General features: G+C 58.6%; 14 protein-coding genes. 2 read left to right on the forward strand and 12 right to left on the reverse strand.

The genetic code is table 11. The features are described from left to right. On the forward strand, nt 1-446 hold a 446-nt coding region (locus RBA40_RS20330; protein ID WP_306649566.1), incomplete at its 5' end, for a hypothetical protein. Beyond that, complete coding sequence (locus RBA40_RS20335) at nt 446-3136, forward strand: phospholipase effector Tle1 domain-containing protein (RefSeq protein WP_306649567.1); 2691 nt, start codon at nt 446-448, stop codon at nt 3134-3136. The genes RBA40_RS20330 and RBA40_RS20335, both read left to right, overlap by 1 nt. 878 nt (nt 3137-4014) lie before the next feature. On the opposite strand, the gene RBA40_RS20340 is transcribed toward RBA40_RS20335, so the two are convergent. The 12 genes from RBA40_RS20340 to RBA40_RS20395 all read right to left on the reverse strand — a co-directional run bounded on the left by RBA40_RS20340 (nt 4015) and on the right by RBA40_RS20395 (nt 15284). Continuing rightward, nucleotides 4015-4626, reverse strand: a complete 612-nt coding sequence (locus RBA40_RS20340; RefSeq protein ID WP_306649568.1) for a TrbM/KikA/MpfK family conjugal transfer protein — start codon at nt 4624-4626, stop codon at nt 4015-4017. A 116-nt stretch (nt 4627-4742) separates the two neighbouring features. Beyond that, nucleotides 4743-5924: an LPD7 domain-containing protein gene (locus RBA40_RS20345; RefSeq protein ID WP_306649569.1), complete on the reverse strand. Its 1182-nt coding sequence runs from the start codon at nt 5922-5924 to the stop codon at nt 4743-4745. Continuing rightward, entirely contained in the window at nt 5921-6670 is a 750-nt protein-coding gene (locus RBA40_RS20350) for an OmpA family protein (RefSeq protein WP_306649570.1), read from the reverse strand. The genes RBA40_RS20345 and RBA40_RS20350 overlap by 4 nt, the downstream gene beginning before the upstream one ends. A 68-nt stretch (nt 6671-6738) precedes the next feature. After that, a complete protein-coding gene (locus tag RBA40_RS20355; RefSeq protein ID WP_306649571.1) occupies nt 6739-8517 on the reverse strand; it encodes a type IV secretory system conjugative DNA transfer family protein in 1779 nt (592 codons plus the stop codon). Beyond that, nucleotides 8514-8852, reverse strand: coding sequence for a hypothetical protein (locus tag RBA40_RS20360; protein ID WP_306649572.1), 339 nt, complete (start codon nt 8850-8852; stop codon nt 8514-8516). Before RBA40_RS20360 ends, RBA40_RS20355 begins: the two co-directional genes overlap by 4 nt. A 9-nt stretch (nt 8853-8861) precedes the next feature. Beyond that, a complete protein-coding gene (gene virB11 / locus RBA40_RS20365) occupies nt 8862-9971 on the reverse strand; it encodes a P-type DNA transfer ATPase VirB11 (RefSeq protein ID WP_306649573.1) in 1110 nt (369 codons plus the stop codon). Next, nucleotides 9952-11346: a type IV secretion system protein VirB10 gene (virB10, locus tag RBA40_RS20370; RefSeq protein WP_306649574.1), complete on the reverse strand. Its 1395-nt coding sequence runs from the start codon at nt 11344-11346 to the stop codon at nt 9952-9954. Before virB10 ends, virB11 begins: the two co-directional genes overlap by 20 nt. Before the next feature lie 3 nt (nt 11347-11349). Beyond that, nucleotides 11350-12264, reverse strand: a complete 915-nt coding sequence (locus tag RBA40_RS20375; RefSeq protein ID WP_306649575.1) for a TrbG/VirB9 family P-type conjugative transfer protein — start codon at nt 12262-12264, stop codon at nt 11350-11352. A 9-nt stretch (nt 12265-12273) separates the two neighbouring features. Further along, the gene (locus RBA40_RS20380) at nt 12274-13125 is read right to left on the reverse strand and encodes a VirB8 family type IV secretion system protein (protein ID WP_306649576.1); all 852 of its coding nucleotides are present in this window, start codon (nt 13123-13125) and stop codon (nt 12274-12276) included. A gap of 28 nt (nt 13126-13153) precedes the next feature. Beyond that, nucleotides 13154-13864, reverse strand: a complete 711-nt coding sequence (gene virB5 / locus RBA40_RS20385; RefSeq protein WP_306649577.1) for a P-type DNA transfer protein VirB5 — start codon at nt 13862-13864, stop codon at nt 13154-13156. 10 nt (nt 13865-13874) lie between these two features. Beyond that, nucleotides 13875-14888: a TrbL/VirB6 family protein gene (locus RBA40_RS20390; RefSeq protein WP_306649578.1), complete on the reverse strand. Its 1014-nt coding sequence runs from the start codon at nt 14886-14888 to the stop codon at nt 13875-13877. A 3-nt stretch (nt 14889-14891) separates the two neighbouring features. Next, nucleotides 14892-15284, reverse strand: coding sequence for a hypothetical protein (locus tag RBA40_RS20395; RefSeq protein ID WP_306649579.1), 393 nt, complete (start codon nt 15282-15284; stop codon nt 14892-14894). Nucleotides 15285-15286 lie beyond the last annotated feature (2 nt).

Consider the following 15286-nt stretch of genomic DNA (forward strand, 5'->3'; position numbering starts at 1 on the left):
ATCATACCATTGGATTGGCTTGCTATGGCGGAGTTACTAATGCCAGGGTGAAATATGGTGATCTGGTAGGAAGGAATTGCTTTACGTGGACCGGCAGGGACAAATTGCCGAGTGACATTAACAAGGTACCTGGCGTATTGTTAGGTTCCTTTACTAAATTCGGTTCGCCAATGGAAATGACGTGGCGTGCGCGCGACGGTTCCGAGTTAAGCCACACTGTCGACCTCAAAAAGGAAATTCCTGATCCCCGTGTTAGCTATGAATTTCCGGAGCGAGTCTTCGCCCAAAAACCCTTCCTGGGAAATCCGGTTGTCATTGTTGAATTCGATGATCGAACGATAAACATTTACTTCGCTGCCACCTTGCTAGTACGTCCTCTCGATCCGGCCAGCCGGGAACCAGACCACGCCAAAACATATAAGCTTGTCTATTCCCGGACGTTGTAATGGCGAATAACGGATACGGAAATACACCTAAGGTCGGGTCGATCGATACAGTCGATGTCGTTCGTGCAACCGCCGAGCAATTGGGTCAATATGGCAAAGCCGACGAAAAGATCAGCCAGCTAGAGGTGCCCCAGCTCTATGACAGCGCTGACCCGCATGCGCGCATCTTTGTAGCAATGTTCGACGGTACGGGCAATAGTCTTGCTAACGACCCGGACAATCCTACCAATATCGGCATGTTATCTGAGCAGGTCCAGCGTCTGAGCGACGAAAATCCATCAATTCGAGGTCAATATTTAGAGGGCCCGGGGACGCAGAAAAACCCCATTACCCGCACGCTCGACGGCGCCACCGGGTATACCTACGAAGCGCGCATGGAGCAGATGTATGTAGCATTTCAAGCGCAATGTGCCGAGTGGCTGAAAGAGGACCCGAACGCTAAGATCAGCCTCATGTCGACTGGCTTTAGCCGTGGCGCGGAGCAAGCCGCCGGGTTCTCCCGGATGGTGCACGACCGCGGAATAACGGCATCGATAGAGATGGATGCCACCATCCCTAAGGAAGGTAGCATTTCTCGCGCGTTAGGCGCAGTACATAAGGGTCTGGGCAAGGACAGCGGTTTGCCTGAGCCGGAAGCTCAGCCGCCATTGCGTGCGCCCGGCAGCATTCCACAATCCGTTGTGCTCTACGATCCGGTCGGCACAGGTATGCCTAATCTCCATGACCGTCGTCTCCCGCCCTCGGTTGTCACCGGAATGCAGATCAATGCCGCCGACGAGAAACGCAGTGCTTTTCCAGTTACAAACAATATCGAACAGGGCGTGTCCGACGATGGCCGGTTTGTAGCGGTAACAGTGCCGGGCGCGCATAGCGATGTTGGCGGCGGATACAAGTTGAAGGCGCTGTCGGACCGCGCTTTCAATCTGGCGACAAACTTTTACAACAAGGTGCTGGGCCATGACGCGATCCGCAAGGTCGACATTTCCACCGATCCAGACCACAGCGTCATTCATGACTCCACCCAACATAAAATAATATACAAGAAAGTGGAAGAGCGCGGTGTTATCGATCTTCCCACTCGGGAAGCTGTAGACCCTGTTCTGCGGGCACAGTACCCGATCAAGGATAAATCCGCCGATACGCCAGCACCACAGACGGGTGCTGCTCAAGACAAGGCTGAGACCAGAAGCGCGCAAGAAGGCGTCCCGGTACGCCCCGATCCTGCCGCCACTTCACGCACCACTGCCGATCGGGCACCTGAGCCGGCACAAGTCAAGTCCGAGGCACCGCGTGACGCCGCGAACCGTGCACCCGAACCCGCACCGGCCAAATCCGAGCCACCGCGCGAGGCCGCGAACCGTGCACCCGAGCCGGCACCGGCCAAGTCCGAACCACCGCGCGAGGCCATTAACCGTGCAGCCGAGCCAGCACCCGCCAAGCCAGAGCCACCGCGCGACTCCGTCGCTGGCGCTGTGCCGGCCCCGGCGACGGATGGAAAAGTCGAGTTTGCCAAAGCGATCAAGGCGGCCGGCCTGGAATTGAAAGAGCCGCCTGTCATGGACGGCACCCTGCAGCGCGTGCCGGTTGCCGGCCGCGCCGCGGACAACCGTGATGGCGCCTATGCCGGCCATCTCGACGGCAAGCCGCACGGGCACATCACCAACTTCGCCACGGGCGTCCAGCAAAACTGGAGCATGAACGGGGTGCCGTTATCGGAAAAGGAGCAAGGCCGGCTGACAGCGCATGGAGAAAACGCCCGGCAACAGCGCGGAGCCGAGCTGTCCGAACAATACAACAACGTCAGCACCAAGACGGCCGAGAAACTCGCACGGCTTCCCGACACCCCTCCGGCGCAAGGCAATGCCTACCTGGAGCGCAAGCAGATCGATGCGCACGGCGTCAAGTTCGATGGCGACAAGGTCGTCGTTCCGGTGCGCGACATCGACGGCAAGGTCTGGTCGGCGCAGTCGATCCGTCCCGGCGAGGATGAAGGCAAGACGTTTGAAAAAGGCGGCCGCCGCTCTGGCAACATGCACGTCATCGGCGAGATCAAACCGGGCGCCGATGTGCTCGTGTCCGAAGGTTACGCGACCGGCGCCTCGCTGCACCAGGCCACCGGCAAACCGGTGGTCGTGGCCTTCGATTCGCGCAACCTCGACGCCGTGGTCGACTCGGTGAAATCGCGCCATCCGACCAACCCCGTGCATATCATGGCGGACAACGACAAGCACTCCCAGCAGAATGTGGGCGTCGAGAAGGCGACCGCCGCCGCAGCCAAGCACCAGGTCGGCATCGCGTTCCCCGAGTCGAAGACGCCGGGCAAGGTATCCGACTTCAACGACCTGCATGTACGCGAAGGGTTGCCAGCGGTAAAAGAGCAAGTGGACAAGGCAGTGGCCCGTTCGGTCGAACAAAGCCTGGAACGGGCAACCAGCGTGGCCCGCTCGCAACACGGCGCGGGCATCGAAGTGAAGACCCCGACGCCGGACAGCAAGCACACCGGGCCTGTGACGGCCGTCTCGGGCTACCACGCCGTCCAGGCGGTCAACGAGAAAGCCGTCGTGGTGCACCAGCTGCGCGATCTGCCGAGCGTGCCGGCGCCGAACAAGCCGGTCACCATCGCGTATCAGGAGGGCCGCGCACAGGTGACCGAGAGGGCGCCTGACAAACCAGCTCAGCCGCAACGCTAAGCGGCAGCTCGGCAGCTCGGCAGCTCGGCAGCAAAGCTTACGAGTCTGGAAAAATTGCCGCAGTGTTAGCAACATGTACATCATCGGCGCCATCAAGGCGCTCGTCGATGTGCTGGCGGTCGATGGCGAAGATAGTCGGTGCTTCTCCGCATAGTGGACCGTGTGGCGTCGAGAAGGCCACTGCGGTAATTGTAAAGCACCAGGTCGGCCTTACCTTCCGATGTCCGAAACGGCGGGCAAAGTGGGCCAACAAATCGCATCTACGCGAAGGGGGGCGCCGGAGTAAGTTGACAAGGCGAGAGCCTGTTCGGTCGAGTCCAGCCTGGCGCAGGCGACCAGCGCGGCCCGCGCAAGTGCGGCGAAGGCGCCGAACTGAAATTCGCCGGACCCGACAGCAAGCATACGGAACCCTTGATGGCTGTGACCAGCTATCATGCGGTTCAGGCGGTGGGGAGAAATCTTTCGTCGAGCATCCGCTACGCGGCCTCCCGATCGTGTCTGTTCAGAACAAACCGGTCACGCTCGAGTTTCAGAGCGGTGGTGCAGAAATGACCGGCAAGGCAGCCGCGAAAGCCGGCCAGGCATCCGGCGTAGGGAGCTACCGTTACGCCGGATTGCATGCGCTTATCTAAGACCGCTGTTTTACAGCGCTTCCGAACCGAATAGTTGATCAATTTTCGAGCGACGCAGCCGCATCGAGCGCTGACTGTGTCGACTTTGATGGTGCAGGAAATTGATGGATGTTGTACTTGCGGGTACCGGGCAACTTGCCCGGTCCGCCGATCCGACCGATAAGGTCAGTCCATTCGTGAAGCCGCGGTCGTCTTGACCGTGGCTCTGTTTCACATCTACAAAAGGAAACACGTCATCCCTTTTTATTACATTGTTGCAAGAATGGCTGTTAAACGATCGACTTCGTCGCGAAGTGCCGCTGTAGGAGCACGTTTGAGTTCGAAGTCGGCCATTTCTGTCTTGCAAAAGCCATCCTGAACACGGCCAGTCGCCGCTACGCATTGTTCCACGACAGTGTACGCAGCCTTGCTATGCACACCATGTTCTTGCCAAATCTGCGTCACCCTGGCGATTTCGGCTTTGAGGGCGTCTTTCATATCCGGGGTATACACAATACCTGATGCAGCTCCCGGCACGGACGGTGGCAACGCCGGTACTTCGACCGGGTCTGGAGATAAGTCGGTTGATGACTGTTCGGCCATTTTGTCGGAGTCGTCCTCACCCTTCGGACATAATTTCAGGAAATCGGCACGCGCCTTGAGCGTTTTGTGCAATTTCTTCATTTTGATGCTGAAGTATTGCTTCAAGGGATCGAGGCACTCATGGGGACGGTCGCGTGGCATGGACAGGCACAGGATAACTTCACAAGCCACCTTGGTGTCGCCGGTAAGTTCAAGTGGTTGTGCCTGCGCGGGCGCTACGGACGCGAAGCCTGCCACGGCAAACGCGAGCGACGCATAGACGTTCTTGTACTTCATATTGAAACTCCTTTCAGCTTCCGGCTGTAGCGGGGCAACAATGCCATTTCGTTCGCTCATGACAAGCAGGTGATTTAAATCTGATATAACGATGAACCTGGAAAAACACGCCCGATTTATCTCGACCGATCCGGCTGGCGTTGAGGCTGCGGTTCAGCCTGGCGTGGCGCCTGGCGCTCCGGTGGGCGTTCGGGGCTCCGGCTTGGCGAGGCTTCCCGCTGCGGCGCCTCTTTGGGCGCTTTTTTGTCGGCATCACGGTCGTAACGGTTCACCACCGGCTCGCCGCGTCCTGGCTTGTCGGTCTCCTTGCTGAGAGTCCGGAGCATGTCGGACGCGAGTTTGGTGGCCATCTGCACCGACTTGTCCGAGTCGCCGCGTTCGCTCATAACCTTCGTCAGCACATCGATGGCGAGTTGCTGCTTGGGCGTCAGCGGACGCTCCTTTTCATCGGAACCCTGCTTATCGCGGGAGCCGGCTTGCGGCGTCGCCGCCTGACTCCGCTCGGTTGCAGGTGTCGGGGCGGGCGCTGCATCGGCGCGGCTGTTGCGCGTGTCGCGGTCAGCAGTTTCACGAGTGCCCGCAACGGGTTCCTTGATGCCGCGCTCGTGCCGTTGCTCCTTCAGCATCGCCAGGTCCACATCGGTCGGCTTGTAACCCTCAACTTGCATGCCGCGCGTTGACGCTTCAAGCCAAACACTACGCTTGAACTCGTCAGCGCCTGAGACAGTAAGCGTCGTCCACTTCTTGTCCATCGCCATGTCGACCATCGACTTTACTACCGCCGGATCGTTGTTCTTGGTTTCCAAGCGCGATCCCTTGTCTTCGAAAGCGACGGTGTCCTTCTTGTCGGGGTAGTAGTATTTCTTTGCCTCCTCAAGGAATTGTTTGCGCACTTCGCCAAAACCGTCCAATGCTTTCTCGGCGGGCTGCGGACGTGGCGCCGCCTCGTCTGATCGGTCCGCTGCCTTCTCTGCCGGCTGCGGGCGCTGCGCATCCTCGCGTGCCGAACGCGCAGCCTCGTCCAATCGGTCCGCTGCCTTCTCCGCCGGCTGCGGGCGCTGCGCATCCTCGCGTGCGGGACGCGCAGCCTCGTCCGATCGGTCCGCGGCCTTCTCCGCCGGCTGCGGGCGTTGCGCATCCTCGCGTGCCGGACGCGCAGCCTCGGCCGAGCGGTCCACTGCCTTCTCGGCGGACTGCGGGCGCTGCGCATCCTCGCGTGCCGGACGCGTAGGCTCAACCGCATCCCGCCCGGATGGTATCGCCTGTTGGCGGTCACCACCACCGGCCACCTCAGTCATCGCGCCGCTCCCAGTGGAGCCGACTCTGGAGCTGCAAACGCGGTGGTGTCCAGATCAACGGTTTCGATCTCAACACGGCGGTTCTGCGCCTTGCCGGCTTCCGTTTCGTTCGGAACCAAAAAACCGCCCGCGGCTAAATAGCTGATCTGAATCTTGGCGGCCGGAATGCCGTTTTCGATCAAGAAGGCGCGCGCCTTCACCGCGCGGCCCATCGCCACCCGGCGGTTGGCGTCATCCTCGACGCCGGAATCGGTGCGGCCACGGATCACCACGCGTGTGCTGCTGCGCGCGGCCTTGAGCAAGGAATCCTGAAACCCGGCAGTGGGACTGAAGGCGGATTTGCCGTAGCGGTGGGCAAGCCGGAAAACGATTGCCTGCTTGCGCACATCGACGGATTCGGCGTTATGGGTTGCGATGGCCGGTACCGTGCCTTGGTGGGATACCGGCCGCGCTTTTGGGGGGCCATTTTGCGCATCGGCCTGCATCGCCATCATGTAAAACTTGAGCTCGGCGAGCTGGCGGCTCAGTGCTTCCACCTGCCTGGCCAGCGCAATCTTTTCCCTGCGGTCGGTCGTTTCCTCGGCCACGCGCGCGCGGTATTCCTCGATCTTGACCTGACTGTTGATCGGCGTCCGGTCCCTGCCGTTAGGCATGACTGGCTGGGGCGCGGAACTGCACGCGGTTAGCGCGGCAACAGCGGCCAGTGCAATGATTCTTTCATACATATCGAATTTTCCTTTGTGCATTTATTGGTCAAGCAACGAAGTACAGTAATGCCATGCCGACCGCCATCGACGGCGACGGGCAGGCAGCGCTACGTCTCGTCAGAGTCGGCTCCGGCCATGGCAGGCAACGCCACGGAAGCGACATTGTGGCCCTTCTCGATCCATCCACCTGATACCTCGGCGACGGCCGGCGCCGGCTCGTCATGTTCCTCCGCCCCCCACTCCAGCTCCGAGAAGAAAGCCTCGACCAGCGCCCCAACCTGCTTTTGCGAGGGATCGGCCGGATTGTCGATGGCGGGCAAGGCGGCGACATTGATGGCCAAGGTCGCGGCATCGACCGGCTCACCTTCTTCGAGCGGGCGCATCCGGCCTTCCATCTTTGCCTTGTGCAAATCCACGTCGACGAAGGGGACCGCCGAACTCATTTCCTTGCGAATAAACGCCGCGTGCTTGAGCTGGGACGAGGTAGGCAGTACTTTTGCCATCGAATGCAGGCCGAACTTGCGCGCATACGCGCGCCAACCGACACCGTCGAGCGCAGCGAGCGACGGGCTGACCGATTTCAGGCGGTCGATAAACACATGGTCGTTGAAATAACGGGCCTTGTGACAGCGGATCGGCTTCGTGTTTTCCATCAGGATGAATTCTTCATCCTGAGGCATTTCTTTCAATTCCTGCGGCAACATCAAGGCGCGCCGGTTTTCCGACGTGTTCTCGCTCCGGGTCACGCTGCCGGCCGAGAACCCGCCTGAATTGCTGTTCCCTTTGGATACCGTTTTTTCGGTAAAGTAACCGAGCATCTCGCTGTAGTCGTTGGCATCTTTTTGCTCGCGCGGCGGATACATGATCTGCAGGCCATGGTTGGTGACCAGGGTACGCGTATCCTGTTCGCCGTACACGCCTTCGAGCTGGGCGATACTCTGCACGATCGTCAGCAGCCGCACGTTATAGCCGGCGATGAAGGAGTTGGCCTTGGCGATGATGTTGACCTTGCCGATCGAGGTGAATTCGTCCAGCACGCAAAGGCAGGCATAGCGCAGCGACGGGTTATCCTCGGGCAGTTCCTTGGTATTCAAATTGATCAGCTGCGAGAAGAACATATTGATCAGCAGCGACGCATCGGCCAGCTGGCCCGGCTGGATCCCGATATAGATCGACATGCGCTGCTTGCGCACCTGGTTGATATCGAAATCGGACGCGCTGGTGGCCGCATCGACCATCGGATTGGCAAAAATGAGCAGCGGCGCATTGAAGGTCGACAGAATATTGCCGAGGGTGTTTTCAGGCGCGGCCAGAAAGCGGCCGAAGGCGTCCAGGCATTCGCCGCTGAGCGGCTTGCCGGCATCTTCGCGCTCCTTGATGATACCTTCGACGTACTCCTTGATCGGGCGACCGCGGCCGGACGACTGGCGGAATACTTCACCGAAGGTGCAAGGCAATTCGGGCGATTCCATCAGGTACAGCACAAATGCCAGGAACAGATTGCGTGCGTTATCGTTCCAGAATTTGTCTTTCGGGTCGCAATCGCTCGGGTACAGGGACTGGCCGACGGCCAGCACGTCGCCAACGCGCGTATTGCGGCTGCGCGAGACCGTATCGAGCATGTTCCAGCGGTGCGTGATGCAGTCTTCGGCGAACGGAGCGAACAGGAATACCTTTTGTCCGTTACGTTCACGGAACAGCGAAGTGAGCCTGTAGTTTTCCATCTTCAGATCGAGCACGACGACAGAATCCTCATAATTGAGCAAATTCGGAATCACGATCGCCACGCCTTTTCCCGAACGGGTAGGCGCCGCCACCAGCACGAATTGCTGGCCCGGGAAAATCAGGTACTGGCCCTCGTACTTGCCAACGATGATGCCGCTCATAACAGGCCTGCCTTTCTGATTTCACGGGCCGATGCCCAGCGCGCGTCGCCGTGCAGCGAGCGCGATTGGCCGCGCGTGGCCAGCAGTACCACCACCAGTGGCACCAGATACACCAGAATGCCGCCGATGCCGGCTGCCATCGTCAGCTTCTTGCGCTGCACGGGATCGTCGCCATAGGCTTCCCAGTAGCGCATCCAGGTATCGATGGCGATATCTGCCGGCATCGTCTTATTCACGACGAAATAAGCTCCGCCCGCAACATACTGGGCCGCAAAAAAACCAACGATGATATACACAAGTACGACGCCGATAATGACGCCCTTTTTTCCGTTCATGGCTTGCTTTCAGGCGTGATGCAGTTGCGCGGCGCCGAACTGGGTAGCCAGCTTGGCGACGGGGTCGTAATGGATTTCCGAAATGTAGCGGTCCTTGCGCACCGGCTCGCCGGCGTCGTCGTAGATCTTCTCGACCTCGACGTGAATGATGATGTCGATGGTCAGCGCCACCAGACGCTTGAGCGCGGCCGCGTCATAGATGGCCGCCTGCTCATGTTCCTTGGACATGAAGACATAGCGCTCGGCCGCCAGCGCGCACGACTCTGCGTGGAAGCTGGTGATCGAGCCGCTGTGGCCGGTCGTGAGCAGTTTCAGGAAGTCGAACGCTTCGCCGCCGCGCAACTCGGCCAGCAGGACGCGGTCCGGCTTCATCCGCATATTGCTGGCAATCAGATCGGCCGGCGTCACCTTGGCGGCGCCCTGCCCGCCCTTGGAATAGAGCAGGTGCACGCGGTTCGCATGGTGCGGCAGGAACAGTTCGCGCACGTCCTCGATGGTGATCAAACGCTCATCTTTCGGAATGTACTGGCAGACCGCTTTCATGAACGTGGTCTTGCCGGAACCGGTGTCGCCGACCACGGCGATGTTCTTCTTCGCCTTGACCGCCAGGCGCAGAAAGTCGCCGAGCCGGTTGTTTTCCAAATGCTCGATCAGCTTGAGGTCAACCTGCTTGAGATCACGCCGCCGTTCTTCCAGTTCGACCGGGCGCGGCCACCGGTATTTGCTGAAAAAACCCTGCTTTTCGTACTCGTCAAAGGTGCGCGTGGAAAAATCCGGAATACGGATCGTCATCGATACCGTCTCGCGTTCGACCGCTGGCGGGAAGATGATCTGGATCCGCTCCCCGCCGGGCAGCATCGCCGACAGCAGGGGCGCGCTGGCCCCGATATGCTGTTCGGTGTACGACGCCACGGCGTGCGCGAGCGAGACGCATTGCTCGAACGTCAGCGACGGGGCGTCATACCGCTTCCACACCGGACCGGCCTCCACGAATACTTCGTGGGGACGGTTGATGGCAATCTCGGTGGCGCCCGGAATCGACAGGAAATCAACGAGGGGGCGGAACAACTCCCGTACCATCGCATCATTGGCGAGCAGATCAATTGGCTCGAAGTGCATATACGCTCCCGAAATCGACATCGCGTGCAACGAAGATCGAGGCCCTGTCGCCCTGGTTCTTGTACAGGGTCGGCTTGATGTTGATGGTGCTCTCCAGTACCCGCTCGGCGATGGATTTGCCGGTCTGGGTCGATTTCTCCATGACGGTCACGCCACCTGCGGCACCGCCGCTGGTCGCCTTCGCGGTTTGATAGGAAATCGCGTCCTGCACCAGCGACAGCAGGAAGGCTGCGCCAATGCGCTCCATCCAGCGGTGTTCGATAAAGCCGTCAACGCCCGAGGTGCCGAGCGAATCCGAGGCCGGCGAATTGATGTTCACCGTCACCCCACGCGGCGTCTTGATTCGCGTCCACAGAATAAAGAGGCGGCGCTGCCCCTGCGTCATTTGCGCCGTATACTCGCCGGTCGCTTCCGAACCGCGCTCCGCCAACACCACGCGGCCATTGTCGCTGTAGACGTTCGACGAGAAGACGCAGGTAGCCATCCCTGACACTTCACTGATCACGCGGGTCGACAAATTGCAGTCGATCGTGCGCCCTTTCGGCAGGATCATGTTGCGGTCGCCGAGCATGCCGGCACTGATCGTCGGTGTCTGCGACGACTGCAGCAAATTGCCGATCGCGCCTTGCTGGCTCGGCGGGGAACCGACGGGCTCTTGCGCTGGCGGCGAGAGTGGTGGTCCCATCGATCTCGCCGGACCCATTCCACCTTGCGCCCCGCCCCCTTGCATGTTAGCCAGGACCGCCTTGACGAACGGATTGTTGGGGTCGTTGGGTGACAATGCCCCGCCGCCGCCGCCGCTGCTTGCGGGTACGATAACGTCGCCCGCATAGCGGCTCGGAGGTGGCGGTCCGCCTACTTGTCCGCCGCCCTGCCCGACAACGCCGATCGGTGCCTCGCCAGGCCGTGCTGCGAGCCCCGGAACAACTACCTGGCCATTCGCACACACCCGCATGGGCTGGCCTGCTGGCGCCATCATGGGCTGGCCGTCGGGGCCGAGCAGGATCTGGCCCGGGCTGCCATCTGCACATCCCTGCCCAGGAATGATCGGCAAGCTGGCAGTCGCTTTTTTCGGAGTGTCCGCGCCGCTAGGCAACAGCGGCGGGTCGGTGTCGAACTTCCGACGCTGCCCAACCAATGCCGGCTTGTTTTCGTTTTTTGAGTTTTGATCGGCCAGCCCTGCCGCTGCTTTTTGGGATGCCCTGTAATTGTTAAAAGCGATCAGACTACCAATCACCAGAACCGCGAGCAAGACCATCACAAAAATGACTTTACCCATGATGCCGCTGGAAGAACCGCCGCGGCTGTTTACAGACACAATTCCCCTCGCCTCGGGCGGAGTCGGTGCACTGCTGTTTACGTCGTTATCTGCCATTTTTTACTTTCCTTCACGAATGACGCGTGAAACGCCGTCAACCGTCGTTCCATTTTGGGGAGGAACACCATTCGGATCGAAGGCGTCGTTCCAGATTCCGACGACTGCTTCGCCAAGGCGCAGCACGAAGCGCCGGCCCATGCGTTCGACCACAACGAGTTCATCATCCTTGTCGTCCACGTGGTAGCTGATACGCGATTCCTCGCCGGACGGCGAAACGTGGTAGATCGTCGGTACTTCCCGATTGGCGGGAAAACGGAAATAGGTGAAGCGGCCGTCGTCGAACACCATCGCCGGAGCGATGTCCTGGGAGCCCTTTAACACCTGCATCGAATAGCGCCAGTTGGCCGGCTTTACCGCCGCCAACGCCAACCGGTCTTCCAACTGCGCTTTCTCGTTAACCACCGGCGTTGCGGACGTATTGGCCATCGCGAGCATGGCGGCCATCGACGGCAGAGGCATCGGATAGCGGAAAATCACGCGGAACATCGGCTCGTTTTCCAGACCGCGCCGGTTTGCCAGCTTTTTCGCAGACCCGGTAGGCGTGTCGCTCAACAAGCGCAAGTCGAAACTGTAGTCGCGCTTGTCGGTCTTTAATTCCAGGTTGTTATAGGTCGCATTGTCCTTCGGCTTGAGCCAGATCTGGTTGGCGCCTACATCGGCACGCACGCACCACTCCAGGTCCGCTTTTGAGCAGTCCGAGGGGAAGCCAGTTGCCGCGCCATCCTTGATGATCTTCTCGTCGTCACCCAGCACAATCCGCGTGACCGTACCGCGCCGCGCATAGATAACGGTGACTTCATCCTTTTTATAGGTGATGTAGCGCACCCGCGGGTCATGTTGGCCAGGGGCAGGCAACTCGGCGGCTAGGGCCGAACACTGAGCTGCCGCAAGCAGCATTGCTATTATGATTTTCATGCGAGTTCTCTATTGGCCAGTAGCATTCACGGCCGGAACCTGTTCCACAGGAGCTGGAGGAGCGGCTGGGGTTGGGATTACCGGCGACTCAGCGGCAGGTACGGGAGCAGGAGCCGCAGCTGGCGCACCGGCTGGCGCACCGGCTGGCGGGACAATAACCGGAGCCAGTTCAGAGTCGGCACGATAACTTGTCACCTTATAGCCCAAGGGGTTGGCAATAAGATCCTGCTCTTTACCAAACATGCTTGGCTTATACTCATAAGCTAAAGTGGCAACAAAGTACTGCGGCGGATCTACGACATCACCTTCAACCCGCCTCGTTGTCTTGCTAAAGCGAACGACCGCCACGGTGCCCACAGAGTTTTGTGATCGCTGTACGCTGATCACTGCAACTCTCATTTCCATGCTGGCACCGTATTTCTTGTCGCGCGCGTTCGGTCCCTCGTACAAACGGGCGAAATCCTTGCCAACGTTATCGTCGCTCAAACCCAATACCGCGTCGTAGTCGGACTGCAGCAACTTGTAGTTGTAAGACTCCCTGGCCACCACATATCTGGCCGCCCAGTGTTTATCGAGCAATTCCTGATATCCGGTTACCGCACGATCATCCACCGCCCCGACGTACTCCACGTTACCCGTGGCTTTATCTACACCAAAGAGATAGGGGACAGTCCTTCGGAACGGTGCCAGCGTGGAGAGACCGATCACTGCCGCCAAGGCGAGCAGCGATGCACCGCCAGCAATGCGCCAGGCACGCCGTTCCGATTTATGAAGCATGGCCAGCCTGTCAGCTTCCCAACCGCCCGCTTCTTTATAAAAAGCGGCTTCGTCAGCCGCTTTTACTGGTGCATTATTTGACATCGTTGAGTTTCCTGATGTGAATCGATGATTATTTACTTTTCGGCGTATAGACGAAGGTGTCGATAGCGCTATTCGTGCGCGACATATTTTTCATTTCTCGTTCCTTCAGTACCTGTTGCGCCGCACGTTGCTGGGTCTGAGCCATGGCGTTCATAATCGCAATGCGGTTGCTATCATTGGTGACTTGCGCGCCCTCGATTGCGATTCGGGCCTGCAGTTCTGCAATGGCCTTTGGATCCTTTGCCGAACTGATCCCTTCACGAAGGGTGTTGATTTGAATCATGCGTTTGTTCAGTACGTCCAGTGCCTTGGCCTCATACGCCTGTGTTTGCGCATTGGTATCCAACATCGCCTTGCAGGTAGACTGGTCCTTTCCTGAGCGCTCCTGGCAATCGTATTCCATAGATGCCCCGCGAATTTCCGCTGCTTTGTCGGTCAATCCCCCGCCGGCCAGGACGGAGCCGTAGACATCAGCGATATCCATCGGAACGATGTCCTTGAACGGCGAATTATCTTTCGCCATGCCGCCGAAACCGCGGTCTCCGGTTACGGCTTTGTACTGCTCTTTCATCTGTTCATATTGCGATACCATTTGTTTATATTGCTCTGCCCAAGCCAGTACTTGTTGAGCCGAATTGGCCAGATTGGCGACGTCGACAACGGGTACGCCGGTTGCGTGCGCGGCACTGCTTGCCAGACCCAGAGATGCAAATGTAGCCGATATGATTATGCGTTTCATGTGTATTTCCTTAGGCTGAATTTTGAATGTTTTCTATGGTTTCTCTTTGGTAGAGCGGTTGCGCGCCCCCCCCTTGTCCGCCACCTGCGCCGCCTTGTCCAGCTATTGACCCGCCCGTTGGTGGTAGTGGTGGTGGTGGTGGCGGTGGCGCCTTCATTTTACCCGCCATGTATTTTCCGCCGCTCATGGCCGCACTCGCAATTTCGCGTCCAATGCCCGAGATGCTCGCGCCGCCCGCCAAAGCACTGGCCAGCTGAGGTAAATTAAGCATGACGACCGCGAGCGAGGCACAAGCAATAAACAACGCCATTGCTGAAAAGACGGTATTAACCTCATCTTTCTTAAGGGTAACATCTGCAGCATAGTCACTCACAAACCCGGTCGTCATTGCAATGCAGGCAGCCACGAGAACATTCAAGAGAACATAATTCATCGCCTGGCCAATCCAGTTCTCGGTATATTTTTGCGTTGCCGGAAACATTGCGCATAAAATAAATATCGGTCCAACTCCCAATACAAGCGCAAGTGAAATCTTTGCCAGCAAATAGTAGCCGATACCGATGACGAACAACGCGGCTTGGGCGAGAGAAACGAGCACGAAAGCCGCCAAATAACCCCACGCAGGAATATAGCCGGTGATTGCCGATTCCAGAAGCGACTTTCCAAGTATTGCGAACGGCATCATCATATTATCGATGAGGCTACCCATGGTCGCTTCACCAGAAATTGCCTCGATAAGCCCGTCCTGCAAGCCTTGCACCGCGGCCACAACCATTCCCTGATATTCACCGGCACCGAATACTAGTCCCGATATCAACGCTATCCGAAAACACTTCCACAGGACAGTCTGGACCGACTCCTTAGCGTCGCCCCGCATGATGGAGTACCCCATGAGTAAAAGGTAGATGCACGCGCCGGTAACTGCCAGTGGTGCCAGTACGCCGGATAGGTTCTGGCTCGTATCGGTTATAAAGGTTTTTACCAGACCGTCGATCGACGCTTCTAGCTTCGTTGCGATGCCCATATTTTAATCCTTGGCATTTTTCGATGAAGCTGTCGTCGCGCCGGCCGCCGAATCTGTTGCCGACTTTGCGGAAGACGCATTCGCTTTAACCGCCGATGGCGGGTTTTTGTACTTGTTGGGATCGTGTTTATACTCGAACGTATCGATTGCGCTCTCGATGCCTGCATTCCCGTTTTTCGGCAGTGCCTTGCCAATCGATCGCGTGTCAGCTTCCGCTGGTGTCGTCGTCACCTTTTCTGCTTTGTTCTTGTACTTATTCGGATCGTGCTTATATTCAAATGTATCAATGGCGCTCTTCGTTCCGGTATTGCCATCATTTTCCCCTTTATTGTCGCACCCACCCAACGCGAAGATGGATAAAAACGATACCGCCAGGGTCAGTCTTGATTTCGACATGG

This window comes from Massilia pseudoviolaceinigra (genome assembly GCF_030846505.1).
In the GTDB taxonomy this organism is placed as follows: Bacteria; Pseudomonadota; Gammaproteobacteria; order Burkholderiales; family Burkholderiaceae_D; genus Telluria_A; species Telluria_A violaceinigra.

Coding starts and splice junctions, on each gene's coding strand:
- virB11 (WP_306649573.1), bottom strand. CDS start 9,971: ATGCACTTCGAGCCAATTGATCTGCTCGCCAATGATGCGATGGTACGG.
- virB5 (WP_306649577.1), bottom strand. CDS start 13,864: ATGAAACGCATAATCATATCGGCTACATTTGCATCTCTGGGTCTGGCA.
- virB10 (WP_306649574.1), bottom strand. CDS start 11,346: ATGGCAGATAACGACGTAAACAGCAGTGCACCGACTCCGCCCGAGGCG.
- RBA40_RS20380 (WP_306649576.1), bottom strand. CDS start 13,125: ATGTCAAATAATGCACCAGTAAAAGCGGCTGACGAAGCCGCTTTTTAT.
- RBA40_RS20350 (WP_306649570.1), bottom strand. CDS start 6,670: ATGCACAAAGGAAAATTCGATATGTATGAAAGAATCATTGCACTGGCC.
- RBA40_RS20345 (WP_306649569.1), bottom strand. CDS start 5,924: ATGACTGAGGTGGCCGGTGGTGGTGACCGCCAACAGGCGATACCATCC.
- RBA40_RS20335 (WP_306649567.1), top strand. CDS start 446: ATGGCGAATAACGGATACGGAAATACACCTAAGGTCGGGTCGATCGAT.
- RBA40_RS20355 (WP_306649571.1), bottom strand. CDS start 8,517: ATGAGCGGCATCATCGTTGGCAAGTACGAGGGCCAGTACCTGATTTTC.
- RBA40_RS20360 (WP_306649572.1), bottom strand. CDS start 8,852: ATGAACGGAAAAAAGGGCGTCATTATCGGCGTCGTACTTGTGTATATC.
- RBA40_RS20340 (WP_306649568.1), bottom strand. CDS start 4,626: ATGAAGTACAAGAACGTCTATGCGTCGCTCGCGTTTGCCGTGGCAGGC.
- RBA40_RS20375 (WP_306649575.1), bottom strand. CDS start 12,264: ATGAAAATCATAATAGCAATGCTGCTTGCGGCAGCTCAGTGTTCGGCC.
- RBA40_RS20395 (WP_306649579.1), bottom strand. CDS start 15,284: ATGTCGAAATCAAGACTGACCCTGGCGGTATCGTTTTTATCCATCTTC.
- RBA40_RS20390 (WP_306649578.1), bottom strand. CDS start 14,888: ATGGGCATCGCAACGAAGCTAGAAGCGTCGATCGACGGTCTGGTAAAA.